This window comes from Noviherbaspirillum sp. FW303-A3 (assembly GCF_058788695.1).
In genome coordinates, this window is record NZ_JBYTAZ010000001.1 from 4,959,834 (window position 1) to 4,974,724 (window position 14,891).

13 protein-coding genes are annotated in these 14,891 nt (G+C 62.0%); all 13 read left to right on the forward strand.

All coding sequences use genetic code 11. The features are described 5' to 3' along the window. Positions 1 to 198 precede the first annotated feature (198 nt). Positions 199 to 1,323 carry a 6-bladed beta-propeller gene (locus AC3WOY_RS23835; protein WP_492428332.1) on the forward strand — a complete coding sequence of 375 codons (1,125 nt, stop codon included), beginning with the start codon at positions 199 to 201 and terminating at the stop codon, positions 1,321 to 1,323. A 346-nt stretch (positions 1,324 to 1,669) separates the two neighbouring features. Then, positions 1,670 to 2,566: a cytochrome c3 family protein gene (locus AC3WOY_RS23840; protein WP_492428334.1), complete on the forward strand. Its 897-nt coding sequence runs from the start codon at positions 1,670 to 1,672 to the stop codon at positions 2,564 to 2,566. 158 nt (positions 2,567 to 2,724) lie between these two features. After that, complete coding sequence (locus tag AC3WOY_RS23845; protein ID WP_492428336.1) at positions 2,725 to 3,783, forward strand: peptidylprolyl isomerase; 1,059 nt, start codon at positions 2,725 to 2,727, stop codon at positions 3,781 to 3,783. A 47-nt stretch (positions 3,784 to 3,830) separates the two neighbouring features. Then, entirely contained in the window at positions 3,831 to 5,873 is a 2,043-nt protein-coding gene (locus AC3WOY_RS23850) for a hypothetical protein (RefSeq protein WP_492428338.1), read from the forward strand. A 41-nt stretch (positions 5,874 to 5,914) separates the two neighbouring features. Further along, a complete protein-coding gene (locus AC3WOY_RS23855) occupies positions 5,915 to 6,367 on the forward strand; it encodes a c(7)-type cytochrome triheme domain-containing protein (protein ID WP_492428340.1) in 453 nt (150 codons plus the stop codon). Positions 6,368 to 6,375: 8 nt separating this feature from the next. Continuing rightward, positions 6,376 to 7,371 (forward strand): c(7)-type cytochrome triheme domain-containing protein, encoded by a 996-nt coding sequence (locus AC3WOY_RS23860; protein ID WP_492428342.1) that lies wholly within the window; start codon positions 6,376 to 6,378, stop codon positions 7,369 to 7,371. Continuing rightward, positions 7,368 to 8,306, forward strand: coding sequence for a hypothetical protein (locus AC3WOY_RS23865; protein ID WP_492428344.1), 939 nt, complete (start codon positions 7,368 to 7,370; stop codon positions 8,304 to 8,306). The genes AC3WOY_RS23860 and AC3WOY_RS23865 overlap by 4 nt, the downstream gene beginning before the upstream one ends. Further along, positions 8,303 to 9,229 carry a hypothetical protein gene (locus AC3WOY_RS23870; protein WP_492428346.1) on the forward strand — a complete coding sequence of 309 codons (927 nt, stop codon included), beginning with the start codon at positions 8,303 to 8,305 and terminating at the stop codon, positions 9,227 to 9,229. The genes AC3WOY_RS23865 and AC3WOY_RS23870 overlap by 4 nt, the downstream gene beginning before the upstream one ends. A gap of 3 nt (positions 9,230 to 9,232) precedes the next feature. Further along, the gene (locus AC3WOY_RS23875; RefSeq protein WP_492428348.1) at positions 9,233 to 9,811 is read left to right on the forward strand and encodes a c(7)-type cytochrome triheme domain-containing protein; all 579 of its coding nucleotides are present in this window, start codon (positions 9,233 to 9,235) and stop codon (positions 9,809 to 9,811) included. Between the two features lie 8 nt (positions 9,812 to 9,819). Then, positions 9,820 to 10,230 (forward strand): c(7)-type cytochrome triheme domain-containing protein, encoded by a 411-nt coding sequence (locus AC3WOY_RS23880; protein ID WP_492428350.1) that lies wholly within the window; start codon positions 9,820 to 9,822, stop codon positions 10,228 to 10,230. 3 nt (positions 10,231 to 10,233) lie between these two features. Continuing rightward, the gene (locus AC3WOY_RS23885) at positions 10,234 to 11,214 is read left to right on the forward strand and encodes an NHL repeat-containing protein (protein WP_492428352.1); all 981 of its coding nucleotides are present in this window, start codon (positions 10,234 to 10,236) and stop codon (positions 11,212 to 11,214) included. Then, on the forward strand, positions 11,156 to 12,280 hold the full coding sequence (locus AC3WOY_RS23890; RefSeq protein ID WP_492428354.1) for a 6-bladed beta-propeller: 1,125 nt from the start codon (positions 11,156 to 11,158) through the stop codon (positions 12,278 to 12,280). Before AC3WOY_RS23885 ends, AC3WOY_RS23890 begins: the two co-directional genes overlap by 59 nt. Continuing rightward, positions 12,280 to 14,883 carry a cytochrome c3 family protein gene (locus AC3WOY_RS23895; protein WP_492428356.1) on the forward strand — a complete coding sequence of 868 codons (2,604 nt, stop codon included), beginning with the start codon at positions 12,280 to 12,282 and terminating at the stop codon, positions 14,881 to 14,883. Before AC3WOY_RS23890 ends, AC3WOY_RS23895 begins: the two co-directional genes overlap by 1 nt. Positions 14,884 to 14,891: the final 8 nt, after the last annotated feature.

Here is a 14,891-nt window from a genome sequence, read left to right on the forward strand (position 1 = left end):
TAGGAATGCGAAGTGCTGTCGTCAACCGCAGCACTATATATCGAAGGAACGGTGTGCCCATGAGCAAGAATGATGCCTGTTGTAAATCTCTTGCTGCTTTTCCTGCCGGAATGAAGGTGGTACGTTGCTTGCTAACCAGATTCGATTACGCAACTTGCGTTCAGTCCCGCCGGGACGCTTTCATTGAAGGATGCAAAGATGAGCATGAAATCGCTGGTTTCCCGCAAGGGGTTGCTGACCGCCATCCAGGTGGCAGCCGTTCTGATGGTTGCGGCATGCGGCGCGCCAACCAAGCGCGGCGACGCCCAGTTTCCCATTTTCCCGCCTCCTCCGGATGAGCCGCGCTTCTATTATGAGCGCACCATCTATTCCACGGCCGACGTCTCGAAGGAAGACAAGAACGCTGACCTGAAGCGCATGCTGACCGGTTCCACCGAATCCGGAGAGGGCATGACCAAGCCGTACGGCGTGGCAGCCTATCATGGCCGCGTGTTCGTTACCGACTCGGGCGGACGCTCCGTGGTCGCCTTCGATATTCCGACCCAGAAGACGTTCCGCGTCGGCGACGGCGGCGACGGCCCCCTGAGCATGCCGCTGGGGATCGACGTGGACGGCAAGGGGAATGTATACGTCGTCGATGGCACCGCGAAGCTGGTGCAGATGTATGACAAGGATGGCAAGTTCATCAAGACCCTGGCTGCGGGGGCGCGCCTGTCCCGTCCTTCGGGCATTGCCGTCGACTCCGAGGGTGCCCGCATGTATGTGGTCGACACCGGCGCGGTGACCAATGAAAAGCACCGCATCATGGTGTTCGACATCGCCGCCAACAAGCACCTGTTCGACATCGGCAAGCGCGGCGCCGCCGACGGCGAGTTCAATCTTCCCCGCGATATCACCATCGGCACCGACGGATTGCTGTACGTCGTCGACGGCGGCAATTTCCGCGTCCAGGTGTTCAAGCCGGACGGCACCTTCGTGCGCGTGTTCGGCTCCATCGGCCGTCAGGGCGGCCAGTTCTCCCGTCCGAAGGAAGCAGCGGTGGACCCTGACGGCAATATCTATGTGGTCGATGCCGCCTTCGGCAACTTCCAGATCTTCAATCCGGAAGGTCAGCTCCTGCTGGCCGTCGGCGGCCGTTCCGAGAACGATGCCCCTGCCAAGTACATGCTTCCGTCGGGTATCGCCGTTGACGGCGACGGCCGTGTCTACATGGTCGACCAGTATTTCCGGAAGCTGGAAATCTATCGTCCTGCCAAGCTGGCGGAGGGGGCGGGATTCACCGCCCCAAAAGGGCCTGCAGCAAAGGGCGCGTCGGGCAATTGACGCGGACTTGATCTCGATGCTGGTTTGTTAATAGGTTTCTTGTAGCTAAGAACTTATTCCTGCAAGCGGGAATGTGCCGCAAAGCAGTAAAAAGGCGGTTTTGCGGCGAAAGGCGGTTGGGTAGGCGCAATTCCTATACGGGGAGGTGTCGAGAATGGAAGTTCCGTTGTTTTTGATGCCAGAAACTGTTTGTAAAGGCAATAAATCACTGACGGACGGAAATGGAATTCCTGATACGGGTCAATTCACTATCTGGCACTGCTTTTGCTACATGTTGATTGCACTAAACGTTTTAATCGGGAATCTTCCTCTCGGTCACTAATAAAAGAAAGGCGGGTATTCAATCATGGGAAACAAATTTGGAAAGGGATTGGCGCACTATCTTCATCGCGCCACATACGCAGCGGTTTTGACTGTCGGTGCGCTGGGCCTGATGCAAGGCGCGGACGCACAGGTCGTGGACACCAAGCATAACCTGTCCGCCACCACGCCGGCGGCCGGTTCGCAAGGCGCAACCCGCGTGAACTACTACACCGGTGCCGGCGCAACGACGCAGGTTTGCGTGTTCTGCCACACGCCTCACGGCGCAGCCTCCGCAGCAGCACCGCTCTGGCAGCGTCAAGTGAAGGCCGCCAACTACTATCAGACCTATGGTTCCGTCAATGCTTCGCCGACCATGGAAGCTGAGCAGACTGGCGTGACCGTCGGTTCCGTCTCCCTGGCTTGCTTGTCCTGCCACGACGGTACGCAGGCAATCAACACGATGGCCAACGCTCCTGGTTCCGGCAACGCAGCTCTGGGCGGTGCCTGGGCGGCAGGCAACAACCTGGTCAACGGAGGCCTCTCCACTACCGCCATGACCAACCTCGGTGGTGGCACGGTCGGCGGCGACGGCAAGGACCTGCAGAACGATCACCCGATCGGTATCAAGTACGCAGGCGGCTTTACGTACAGCGTGGCAGGTGCAGTGGTGACCAACAACGCCTTTGCCGACACCGCATTCCGTGCAACGTCCGCAACCGTCATCAACAACGTGCCGGTCTGGTACGTCGAGAAGGCAACGGGCAATGCTGCAGGCCGTGACAAGAACGACATCCAGCTGTACACGCGTTCCACCGGCGGCGGCAACTACCAGCCGTACGTCGAGTGCGCAAGCTGCCACGATCCGCACGCCAACGCAGAACTCTTCATGCGCGTGCCGGTTGCCGGTAGTGAAATCTGCCTGACCTGCCATATCAAGTAAAGGCTGATTTCAGCAGGGTTGGACGAGAGGGGCAGGCAAGGTTGACTTGCCTGCCCCATCGCACAAAGGGGCATTCCAGGAATGACGGTTTTTGCCGTTATTCCTGGAATGGATCCGGCGGAGATGCTCCGCCATCAAAATTGAAAGGTAGCGCCGCCATGAAAAAGTCGATTCACTTCGCCTGCCACACGGTCCTGATGTCCGCGCTTCTTGGGGCGGGCGCGTCTGCAGTGGCACAGGCAGCACCCACGGTAGCACCTTCAACAGCTGCTGCCCCCGCAGCCGCAGTGCAGGAAGCCGTTTTTGCCCGCCTCGGCGACACGGTGATCACCTTTGCGGAATATGACGCTGCGTTCGTCAATGCGGCGCGCAACAAGTTCTATCATGGCCGGGCACCTGAAAAGGATGTGGCCGCACTGCAGCGCACCGTGGCCGACGATCTCGTCAACCGCGTGCTGATCCTGCGCGAAGCACACCGCCGCGGTATCCAGCCCGACCAGGCTGAGATCAAAAAGACGCTCGATGGTTACGAACAGCGCTATGGCAACAGCGAGCACTGGAAGAAGAACAAGGAAAACATCCTGCCGGGCCTGACCGCGCGCCTGGAAGAGGACAGCATTGTCGCGTTGCTGGAGAAGTCCGTGCGCGCAATTCCGGATCCGGATATCGCTGCAGTCAAGGCGTATTACGAAGCCAACCTCGACAAGTTCACCGAACCCGAGCGTGTGCGCGTGTCCGTCATCCTTGCGCCGGTCGCACCGATCGCGCCCCAGGAGGAGTGGGACAAGGCCGCGGAAGGCCTCAGCGCCGTCCTCAAGCTGATCCGTGACGGCGCCGATTTTGCCGAAACCGCCAAGAAGCATTCCAAGGCGCCGTCGGCTGAACAAGGCGGCGATATGGGTTATCTGCACAAGGGCATGTTGCCGGTACCGGTCCAGGACCTTCTCGGCACCATGAAGCCGGGCGACGTCTCCGAAGTGCTTCGCCTTCTGGAGGGCGTGGGCCTGCTGAAGCTGACCGATCGCATCGAGCCGAAAAAACATGACTTCGAGCGCGTCGAACAACGCGCCCGCGACCTGCTCAAGCGTGACAATTCGAACGTTGCATGGAGCAATCTGATTGCTGAATTGCGCAAGGCTACGCCGGCGCAGGTCGACGAGTCGAAGTTCCTGCCGCTTGCGGCAGATGGTGCCGGAGACAACGCCGCGCCAAAATAAGGCCGGCTCGCTCTTCCGGGTGAACAAGGTTGGATGTGAGGAATGCTGTGGCAGCAACGCTCGCGAAGCGTGCCGGAATCTCGCCCTTGCTCTGCATGGCGTTATCCGCATTGCTCTTCCCGCGCAGCGCGCTCCCCGCACTACCCCCCGCCAGTGTGGGCTCGTCCTCCCAGGGCGAGCCCCGTCAGGCTTCGCCCGTGCCGGCCCCGAACAATCCCGCGGGCGCCGTCGAGGAGGATGACTCCTGGTGGACGAAGCTTGGCCTGCTTTCTCCCCGCTATGCGCTGTATGGCAGTGTCGGCTACGAATGGTTCCGCAATACCGGCCCGGACTTCGACACCACCAGCCGGGGCCTGACAAGCATGATCGGCGCGCGCTTCAGCAGTTACGTATGGCAGCCCTGGTTCGGCAGGTTCTTCGGCGACATGCGTTTGCACGTGGGGCAGAACAGCTTCAACGGCGGGGGCGACATGCCGGGTTCGTCGACCGTCAGCCGGAACGTCCTGTTCAGCGGCAACGGACGGCTGTCCCTGATGTATCGCAGCCGCTTTCCCTTCGAAGCCTATTTTGACCGGACCTACAGCCGTACCACGGCCGAATTCTCGCCGGTAGCCGGCGCCACGCTGAACATGCGTTACGGCTTCACTCAGAGCTACCAGCACGAGAGTGGCGCGAACGCCTCCCTGGACTGGAACCGCAGCACGCAGAGTGCCAATGCCGATTTCGGCGGCTCGCGCATGGATTCACTGCTCCTCACGCTCGCCCACCGCCTGCCCGAGCATACGATGGGGGCAACGATCGGCACCAACAACATCAAGCAGGACGGCCTCGACAGCCGGCAGCGGCAAACCAATGTCGCTGTGTCGCACAACTACGCACCCGAAGAAGAGTATTACACCGTCGACAGCACGGCCAACATCAATACCTCGGGATTCCGGCTCGATCGTGCGAGCAGCGACGTGCGCCTGATGCAGCTCAGCTCCGTTGCGACCTACCGTCCCGAAGAAGATCCGTACACCGTCACGGCTTCGGTGCGCGCGCTTGGACTGACTTCCGATCTCATCGATCCGGCCGTCAGCAACGCAAACGAGAGCCGGAAGCTGCAGACAACAAACCTCAGCCTCGGAATGACCTACACGCTGTCGCAGGAAACCTATGCGTACGGCACGATCAACTTCAATTCCTCGACGGCGAACGGCGAAAAACGCAACAGCACCAGCGAATCCGTGTCGATCACGCACTCGCCGGCCGGTATCGAACTCGGCGAGTTTACGTATCGCTGGTCGACGTCCGGCGGCGCATCACACAGCGCCGAGGCCGATGGCAACGCATCCGCACAGCTATCGTTGCAGCTGACCCATTCGTTACACCACAACCATGAGTTCGATGGCGGATCGCGCCTCAATTTCAGCGCTACGCAGGCACTCGCCGCGGCGATCCAGAGCCGTCGCCGCAACTCCCAGGAACGTCCGGACATCGAAAGCCTCATGACGCCGAGCGGAAGCAGGCGCCTCACCCACAACGTCGGTGTCTCCTGGACCTCGAGCGAAGGCGTGGCCAACACCATGGTGCATGCCGGCTACAGCGATTCCCGGGCGCTGACAGGCCCGACGGAAGTCTTCCAGATGCTTAACCTGCAGTTCTCGGGCAGCATCCAGACCGGCGGCGACAGCTCGTGGAACGGCAGCCTCGCCATTCAAGCGATCAAGCAGGATCTCGGCAATGTCCCGATACGGGGCGTCACCACGAACCAGGACCTGAACGATATCAAGCTCTCGTCCAACGGCAGCGTGACCTATCGCCAGGGACGCCTGTTCGGCATCCGCCGCCTGACGTTCAGCTCGAGCGTGCGCATGTCCAGCGCCGCCTTGCTGCCGATGCTCGGCGGCGCCTCGGATTACGAAACATCGGCGTGGGACACCCGCCTGGACTATGCGATCGGGCGCATCATCCTGCGCGCCAACGCGCTCATCTCGCGCAACGTGACGCCGGTCATCCGGCGCACGTCGGATGGATTTGAATTGACGGAAGGAGAAGCGAAGCTGAACAAGTCGATCATGTTCACGGTCACGCGCACCTTCGGGTACTGATTTTTCTGATTTTTGTGTCGCTGTTTGAAAGGTAGGGAGTAATGATAAGAGTAATGGAGTTCAGCCGGGTCTTCAGGACGATCCTGCTGTTGATACTTGTCCTGGCGGCCGGTCTGGCCGACATGCGCGACGCGCGCGCCGAGTACGGCGACGTCGTCATCAACAACTATTCGGATGGCGCCGGCATGCGTCCCGCGGTGTTCCCGCACTGGTTCCATCGCATCCGCTTCCGTTGCAAGGTATGCCACGCGGACCTCGGCTTCAAGTTCAAGGCCGGCGGCAACGACATCAACATGGTGAAGATCATCGACGGCCAGTACTGCGGCGCCTGCCATAACGGCAACATCGCATGGTCGATCGAGAACTGCAACCTGTGCCACTCCGGCAAACCGGGTACGCCGACGCAGGTGCATGAAAGCACCATCAATTCGCTGGTCGTGCCGGCGAATGCTGCCAAGCCGCAGCAAGCGCAAACCCAACAGCCGAAGAAATAGGAGCAATCATGAACAAGTCTCTCATGCTCCGTGCCGCCCTCTTTGCAATGGCAACAGGTGTCATGTCGCTGTCCGCAGTCGCAGCCGACCTGCCGAACGGAAAAGCAATCTACGATGCGAGCTGTGTCGCCTGTCACAGCACCGGCGCCGCCGGCGCACCCAAGCTCGGTGATGCCGCTGCATGGGCACCGCGTGTCAAGACCGGCGCGCCGGCCCTGTACACCAGCGCCATCAAGGGCAAGGGCGCGATGCCTGCCAAGGGCGGCAACCCGAGCCTATCCGATGCCGACGTCCGTGCTGCGGTCAATTACATGATCAGCCAGTCCGAAGGCCCGAAGGGCGCGGCAACGGCCAAGGCAGCACCGGCTCCTGCACCCGCCCCGGCACCTGCCGCCGCAGCGCCTGCCCCGGCACCGGCTCCGGCCGCTGCTGCACCCGCACCCGCTCCGGTGGCTGTGGTAGCGCCGGCATCGGCAACGGCTGCCGGGTCCGGCCCCGCCAACACCTTCAACCGCCTGATGAAGCCCGCCGCGCAGCGCAACCTGCCGCCGCCGCAGGACGGCATCCACGATCCGGAGAACGACGGCACGCATTCCCTGCAGCCGCCGCTCGCCGCGTTCAATGCTTTCGTGCGCAACAATGACGGCAACCGCGTCGACTGGGTGAAGACGCTCAACGAGAACCGGATCCAGCCACGCTTCGACCGCAACGATCCCAACGCCAAGCCGATGGTCATGGACATGAACATCGTGCGCGAGGTGAAGGGCACGATGCCGGATGTGGTCTATCCGCACAAGCAGCACACCGAATGGCTGGATTGCTCGAACTGCCACCCGGCGATCTTCGTTCCGCAGAAAGGTGCGAACCAGATCTCCATGGCATCGATCCTCCTCGGCCAGGCTTGCGGCGTGTGCCATGGCAAGGTCGCGTTCCCGGTCTCGGAATGCCGCCGCTGCCACTCCAAGAGCAAGACCATGCCAGTGAAGGCGGAAGCCAAGCCATGACCGTGACGGGCAGGAAATCCGGGCTGCCCCTGGCTGCCATCGTGCTCGCCGGCGCCGCGACAACGGCCGGCGTGCCGATGCTGGCCGAGGCACAGGCGCCGGCTGGCGCCGATGCATCCGTTTCCAGCCAGGCGCTGCTGGAAAGCAAGATCCGGCTCATCAAGCTCCTGCTCTCGCAGTCTCCGGCGATGCAACGCATCCCCCAAAGCAACAACGCGCAGGCGAAGAAAAAGCTCGCCGATGCGCAGGCACTCTTTGCCAAGGCGACTTCGGAAGCCGAGGCGGGGCGCCAGGCGTCCGCAATCAAGATGCTCGACGAAGCCTTGCGCGAAATCGTGACGGCTTCCCGCATGGTTCCTGACCCCGCGCAGCTTGCTGCGCAGGAGCGGGGCCGCTATGCCGGCATGAGCGAAGCGACGCGGACCTTCCTGACTTTGTACAAGGGAGTGTCCGCGAAGATGGCGGGGAAGGGGGGAGCCGCGCCGCTCGACGTCAATGGCATCAACGGCACGATCGGCAAGGCCGAATCGCTCGCCGCGTCGGGCAACCACAAGGAAGCCAATGCGGTGCTCGGCGAAGCCTACAAGGCCGTCGTCGGCGCGCTGAACCGGATGCTGATGGCCGAGACCATTGTCTACGACCAGAAGTTCGAGACGCCGGAAGAGGAGTACAGGTACGAACTCGCTCGGAATAAGAATTACGAAGAACTGGTGCCGCTCGCCATTGCCCAGCTGAACCCACCGCGCGAAAGCGCCGCCATCAGTGAAAGCTATGTGCAGCAGAGCCGGCACCTGCGCGACGCCTCCCAGAAACACGCGGCGTCGGGCAACTACCAGAATGCATTGAAAACCATCCAGGATGCGACACTCCACCTGCAGCGCTCACTGCGCGTGGCTGGCGTGATTGTGCCGCAAACTACCGAAAGCAAACCATGACTACCCAACGTACTACGAAGACCGTCCTCGCCGCATTGGTCGGCGCGCTTTTCCTGCACACCGGCGCCGCCATCGCCGCGGATGCGCCCGCTGTCGAAGGCCAGTCCGTGCGTCCGGCACGCGCGCCGGAGACCAAGGAGCAGATCGAGCGCCGCCTCTCTTCCGTGTCCACGCTGCTGGAATCGTCCTCGGGAGCCAAGCAGATCGAAGCCAGCGGCAATGCACAGGCACAGGCGCAGCGCGCCAAGGCACGCGACCTGCACAAGCAGGCGGAATCGGCCTACCAGAAGGGCGACCTGCCGACGGCATCGCGCATGCTGGATGAAGCGGCCAAGACCATGTTCGACGGCGTGCGCCAGGCTGCGCCCGAACAGGTCAGCGTGGAAAAGAAGCAGCGCGACTTCGATAACCGCCTGGAAAGCGTGAAGGCCCTGCTGTCGGCACAGAAACGCATCAGCGCCGAGAAGAAGCTGGGCGCCAAGGGCGCGGAAACTACAGCAAAGATCGAAGCGCAGATCCGCGAGGCGCAGGCACTGGCCGCCGCCGGCAAGATCGATGAAGGCAAGGCCGCGCTGGACAAGGTGTATGGCGCCACCCGCGCTTCCATCGAAACGATGCGCGAAGGCGACACCCTGGTGCGTTCGTTGAACTTCGCCACCAAGGAAGAGGAGTACCATTACGAGATCGACCGCAACGACACGCACAAGATGCTGGTCAAGGTCCTGCTCGAAGAGAAGCGTGCCTCCAACCCGAACCTCGAATCCATGGTCCAGAAGTACGTGGAACAGGCCGCAGCCCTGCGCGTCAATGCGGAAGGCCTGGCGGCGAAGAAAGACTACGAAGGCGCCATCAAGGTCCTGGAAGACTCCACCAAGGAACTGGTGCGTGCAATCCGTGGCGCAGGCGTCTATATCCCGGGATAATCAATGCACAATATGAGCCAGTGGCGTGTATTGCAATGGCTGTGCCTGGCGCTCGCGGCATTGCTCGCCTTTCCGGCGGCCGTGCATGCCCAGATCCCCGGCCTGCAACCCACGCAACGGCCGATGAACATGCCGTACCCTGTCCAGCTGCCGCTGAACAAGGACGGCGTGCATGATCCGGCCGCCCCGGGCATCAAGATGCTGCAGGAGCCCCGCGAGGGGCTCTCCGCGTTGCCGAAGGATTATCCCGGCAACGGCGTGCATTGGGTTCGGGCACTGCGCGAAGGCATCATCCAGCCGCGCACGAACATCCTGCCCGGCACCGAGATCCGGGTACTCGACCTCGACATCCTGCTCTCCAACACGGGCGAGATGCCGCTGGTCGTGTTCCCGCACCGGCAGCACACGGAATGGCTGGACTGCAGCAATTGCCACGAAAAGATCTTCGCATCGAAGAAGGGCGGTACCAAGGGACTGAACATGTTCGCAGTGCTGCAGGGCGAGTTCTGCGGCCAGTGCCATGGCGCGGTCGCGTTCCCGCTCACCGAATGCAACCGCTGTCACAGCCAGCCACGGAAATGAGGCCGCCCATGTTTGCATTCGAATCCCGCGCTCCTCGCCGTACGCTGCTGCACCTCCTGGCCGCACTGGTTGCGGTATGGCTGGCGCTGCTGTCCCTGCCGTCGCATGCGGAATATGCCGATGTCGTCCTGAACCGCCGCGCGGAAAAGGAGGGCGTGCGGCCTGTCGTGTTCCCGCACTGGTTCCACCGCATGCGTTTCCGCTGCAAGGTGTGCCATTCCGAACTGGGCTTCAAGATGCGCGCCGGCGGCAATGACGTGACCATGGCCGACATCATCGACGGCAAGTTCTGCGGCATGTGCCACAATGACCAGATCGCCTGGGGCGCGGCCAATTGCGACCTGTGCCATTCTGGAAAGAAAGGGCTGCCGCCGGGGATTTACGGCGGTTCGTCGACCACCGGACCGGGGAAGTGGTAGGACATGGGCATCAATAACTCGACATTCTCGGTTTTCAAGTGCGCCTGTGCCGGGGGCCTGGCAATGGCGCTCCTGCTCGGAGCCGGCAACCTGTCGGCTGCGGAGCCCGGCGCCCAGCGTCCGCTGGTGTCGCGCGCGCAGGTGCTGATGGGCGCGCAACTGACCAACGAGCCGTCGGGTATCTTCCAGCAGCCCCGGCCTGCGATTACGGGATACGTGCCGTTCATCTCGCCGGTGGCGGTGGCTGCCCGCAATAACATCCTCTATGTCGCCGATTCCGGTCACCGCCAGGTGTTCCGCTACGATCCGGCGACGCTGTCCATGCTCCGTTTCGCCGATACGGCAAGCGGGACTGCGTCCGCGCTTGCGGTGGGGCCGGACTTGTCGCTGTACGTGGCCGAGGTCGGCACCGGGCAGGTGATGCATTATTCCTGGGACGGCCGGCCGTTGCCGTCGTTCCGGCACGACACCGCAATGCGCCAGCCTGTGGCCGTTGTTGTAGATGAATCCGGCGGGCAAGTTTTCATCGCCGACAGCCTGTACAATCATGTCGTGGTCTTCAACGGACTGGGGCGTGCGCTGGATGTGCTCCGGCCCGACGAAGCACAGAGCATCGAGTCGATGGCGCGCGGCCCGGACGGTTTGTACCTGGCTGATCGCATCGGACGGCAGGTGGTGGTCATGGCATTCGACGGCAAGGACCTTTACACGTTCGGAAGCGACGTGCTGAAGATGCCGCACGCGATCGCGGTCGACCGCTTCAATCGCGTGTTTGTCAGCGACGATTTTGACAATACCATCAAGGTATTCCAGGATCGCGAGCTGATCGCGACCATCGGCGGAAGCGGCGCCTCGCCGGCGAGCTTCAACCGGATTGCCTTCCTGTCGCTCGACCGGAACACACTTTATGTCGCTGACAGTTTGAATGGCCGTATCCAGTCCTTCCTGCTTTCCACGGTTGCTCCGCGCCGCACTGGCCAGTAGCCTCTCCCTCCTTTCCCTGCTGGCAGTACTCGGGGCGATTCTGCTCGCCGGTTGCGCGGATACGAAATACCGCATGCACCTGGAGCCGGAACCGGTTGCCAAAACCGCGACCCTCGTCTGGCCGGCTCCGCCCGAGACACCGCGCTTCCGTTATGCCGGCCAACTGACCGGAGAGGACAATTTCATCCCCGATTCCGGCGACGATCCCGGCCTGGGGGCCGGCGTACTGAAATGGCTGATCGGCATGTTCGACTCCGCCGAAGACAAGATCGTGCTCAAGCGTCCGCAGACCGGCATGGTCGATCCTCAGGGGCGCGTGCTGGTGACCGATATCGGCAGCCAGGCGGTTTTTGTTTTCGACAATGTGGCGGCACAACTCCACGTCTTCACGCGGGCGACAGACCGGCACAATTTCGTCACGCCGATTGGCATTGCACAAGGGCCGAACGGACAGATCCTGGTGGCGGACGCCGAACTGGGAGAAGTGTTCCGCCTCAGCCCGGACGGCAAGCCGCTGGGCAGTTTCGGCAAGAACGTGCTGAACCGGCCGACGGGGGTGGCGCGCGATCCGGAAAGAGGGCGCGTGTACGTCTCCGACACCCATGCCCACGACGTCAAGATCTTTGACGATGATGGCCGCCTGATCGATTCGATCGGCAACCGCGGCGACGATGAAGGCACGCTCAACTACCCGACGCACCTGGCTTATGCAAAGGACAAGCTCTACGTCACCGACGGCATGAACGCGCGCGTGCAGATCTTCGACATGCAGGGCAGGGTAATCACCACCATCGGGCGGCGCGGCCTGTACGTCGGCGATATGACGCGGCCCAAAGGGGTTGCCGTCGATGCCTCCGGAAACATTTACGTGGTGGAGTCTTTCTACGATAATCTCCTCGTATTCAACAATCAGGGACAGTTTTTGATGCCCATTGGCGGAACCGGCAAGGAAATCGGCCAGTTCTATTTGCCAGCGGGCGTCTGGAGTGACCGGCAGAACAGGATTTACGTGGCCGACATGTTTAACGGACGTATCGTCATTTTCCAGCTGATCGGAGGGATGTAATGTCGCGGCCGAAGCGCACCGCTGCAGGATTGCTTGTCCTGCTGCTGATGCTGTTGACCGTCCTTGCACAGGCGGCCATCACGGCCACGAACAAGGTGTCGGATGTGCGCGGCACCAAGCATAACTTTTCTGCAACACCCGACGGTACCCTTACGCCGTCCGGCGGCAAAGTCCCGGTCCGCAACGTCAAGGCCAGTTCCGAAACGCAGGTGTGCGTCTTTTGCCACACCCCGCACAACGCCGAATCCGGCGCACTCGGCAGCGGCGCCAATACCTACAGCGCGCCCCTCTGGAACCGCAAGCTGTCCCAGGAAACCTACCAGACCTACGACTCCAGCTCGATGAACGCCTCGTCGGCGGAATTGAGCGCCGGCCCCGGCGGCGGGTCGAAGCTGTGCTTGTCATGCCACGATGGCACGATGGGCGTCGACAAGGTCGGCGTGCTCAACGGCGTCAAGAACCCGACCATCACCATGGCCGGCGGCGCGACCAACGTGAAGATGCCGGGCGACTCGACCACCGGTTTCACACGCAATCTCGGCACTGAACTGAAATCGGATCATCCGATTTCCTTTACCTACGATACCGCGCTGGCCAATGCCGATGGCGAACTGCGCGTGCCGGACGGCGTCATCGTCGGCAACCGCATCGGCGGCACCACCCCGCCAAAGCTGCCGCTCGATAAGGGGCAGATGCAATGCACCACCTGCCATGACCCGCACCTGCGCGACAACGCCACGGGCAACGGCAATGCCAAATTCCTGCGCCTGAACCGCTTCCAGGTTGACCAGCCGGCCGGCGGCGCCTTCAATGCCACCAACGACATCGTCTGCCTCGCCTGCCATGACAAGGGCGGGATCTCCTGGGCTTTCTCGGCGCACGCCAACCGCAGTGTGGCTGCACATACCTACAAGGCGGCGGCCGCGCAGCAGCGCGAATTCCCGTCGTCGCTCGATACGCCGGCCAACACCAATCCCGAAGTCTGGCAGGTCTCCTGCCTGAATTGCCACGACACGCATACTGTCCAGGGCGCGCGCCGCCTGCTGCGCGAGGGGACGGACAATACAAGCACTCCCAAGGCGGGCGGCAATTCCGCGATCGAGGAAACCTGCTACCAGTGCCATACGACGAGCGCAGCGTCCATCGTGAATTACACGGCCTTGACCAATACCGCCGTCCCGGATGTGAAGACGGATTTCACGACGCTTGCGCGGCGCATGCCGGTCAAGAGCAGCGAAGCGCCGGCGGGCGTCGAAGTGCATGACATCGGCGGGTCGTTCAACGACAGCCTGCAGGCCAACTGCGACAAGGTGAACGGCCAGTGCGGCAAGGATCTCCTGGAGTCCCGCGCGAAGCTTGGCTTCGGCAACGCAAGCAACCGTCACGCAGAATGCACAGATTGCCATAATCCGCATCGCGTAATCAAGGCACAGAATGGCTTGCCCGGCACGCTCGCCGCGGGCAATACCAATGACAAGGCAGGTACCCATCGGCATGAAAATGCCGCCGGCTATACGCACAGCAACATCATCTCCGGTGTGCTACGCGGCTCATGGGGTGTGGAGCCGATCTATCCGAACAACTCGTTCCAGTCCATGCCGTCGGACTTCACGGTCAAGCGCGGTGATCCAGGCATGAACACCAGCACACTGGTGTCGGCCACGTATGTCACGCGCGAGTACCAGATCTGCCTGAAGTGCCATTCCAATTACGGCTATACCGATGACAATATCTACCCCAACGGTACCAATCGCCCGCTGCTGGGCGGCACCGGCCTGACGCCGCAGAACGCGAACGGACATACCAGCTTCACGCGGTACACCAACCAGGCCAAGGAGTTCCAGGCACCGTCCACCCACGCGGTCCAGATCGGATCGGTCAGCAGGGGGTTCGACGGCGGGGCGGGTTCTTCGGCAGCGGTGACTGCGACCAACAACAACAATCACCGCTCATGGCATCCGGTGATGGCGCCGACCGGCCGCACCAGCAGGCCCGCTAGCGGCTTCCTCGCCCCATGGAACAATGCGGGAGCGATCGGCAACCAGACAATGTATTGCTCGGATTGCCACGGATCGGAGACGGCGACGGCAACCGCTATGCCGACGGGGAATACCGCGACGATGGAAGGCGGCAATCCCTGGGGGCCGCACGGTTCGGCCAACAACTTCCTCCTCAAGGGGGATTACAGCACCTCGACCGGCGAAGGGCAGGAGGCAACAGGCCTGTGCTTCAAGTGCCACAGTTACAGCCGCTATGCAACGGGAGGTGGCGGTACCGGATTCAGCACCAGCAAGGGCGACGGCCACGCGGTCCACACCGACAGGATCGACAACCCCATGAAATGTAATTACTGCCATGTAGCAGTGCCGCATGGCTGGAAGAACCGGGGTCTGCTGGTCAACCTGAACGACGTCGGTCCTGAGGCCGGCCTTGCCGCAGGCACTTCCGTTTCCTATACGAATAATGTCGGTTATACCAACGGGCCGTACTATCGCCGCGCATTCCTTCGTATCAATTCCTTCCCGAGCGGCACCTCCTGGTCGGAAAGCAATTGCAACGGCGGCCGGGACGGCATGAAGTCCAATTGCGAAACGCCACCTTGACCATCGCT

Excerpts from the sequence above, each read along its gene's own strand:
- AC3WOY_RS23835 (WP_492428332.1), top strand. The coding sequence starts at position 199 with ATGAGCATGAAATCGCTGGTTTCCCGCAAGGGGTTGCTGACCGCCATC.
- AC3WOY_RS23840 (WP_492428334.1), top strand. The coding sequence starts at position 1,670 with ATGGGAAACAAATTTGGAAAGGGATTGGCGCACTATCTTCATCGCGCC.
- AC3WOY_RS23845 (WP_492428336.1), top strand. The coding sequence starts at position 2,725 with ATGAAAAAGTCGATTCACTTCGCCTGCCACACGGTCCTGATGTCCGCG.
- AC3WOY_RS23855 (WP_492428340.1), top strand. The coding sequence starts at position 5,915 with ATGATAAGAGTAATGGAGTTCAGCCGGGTCTTCAGGACGATCCTGCTG.
- AC3WOY_RS23860 (WP_492428342.1), top strand. The coding sequence starts at position 6,376 with ATGAACAAGTCTCTCATGCTCCGTGCCGCCCTCTTTGCAATGGCAACA.
- AC3WOY_RS23865 (WP_492428344.1), top strand. The coding sequence starts at position 7,368 with ATGACCGTGACGGGCAGGAAATCCGGGCTGCCCCTGGCTGCCATCGTG.
- AC3WOY_RS23870 (WP_492428346.1), top strand. The coding sequence starts at position 8,303 with ATGACTACCCAACGTACTACGAAGACCGTCCTCGCCGCATTGGTCGGC.
- AC3WOY_RS23875 (WP_492428348.1), top strand. The coding sequence starts at position 9,233 with ATGCACAATATGAGCCAGTGGCGTGTATTGCAATGGCTGTGCCTGGCG.
- AC3WOY_RS23880 (WP_492428350.1), top strand. The coding sequence starts at position 9,820 with ATGTTTGCATTCGAATCCCGCGCTCCTCGCCGTACGCTGCTGCACCTC.
- AC3WOY_RS23885 (WP_492428352.1), top strand. The coding sequence starts at position 10,234 with ATGGGCATCAATAACTCGACATTCTCGGTTTTCAAGTGCGCCTGTGCC.
- AC3WOY_RS23890 (WP_492428354.1), top strand. The coding sequence starts at position 11,156 with ATGGCCGTATCCAGTCCTTCCTGCTTTCCACGGTTGCTCCGCGCCGCA.
- AC3WOY_RS23895 (WP_492428356.1), top strand. The coding sequence starts at position 12,280 with ATGTCGCGGCCGAAGCGCACCGCTGCAGGATTGCTTGTCCTGCTGCTG.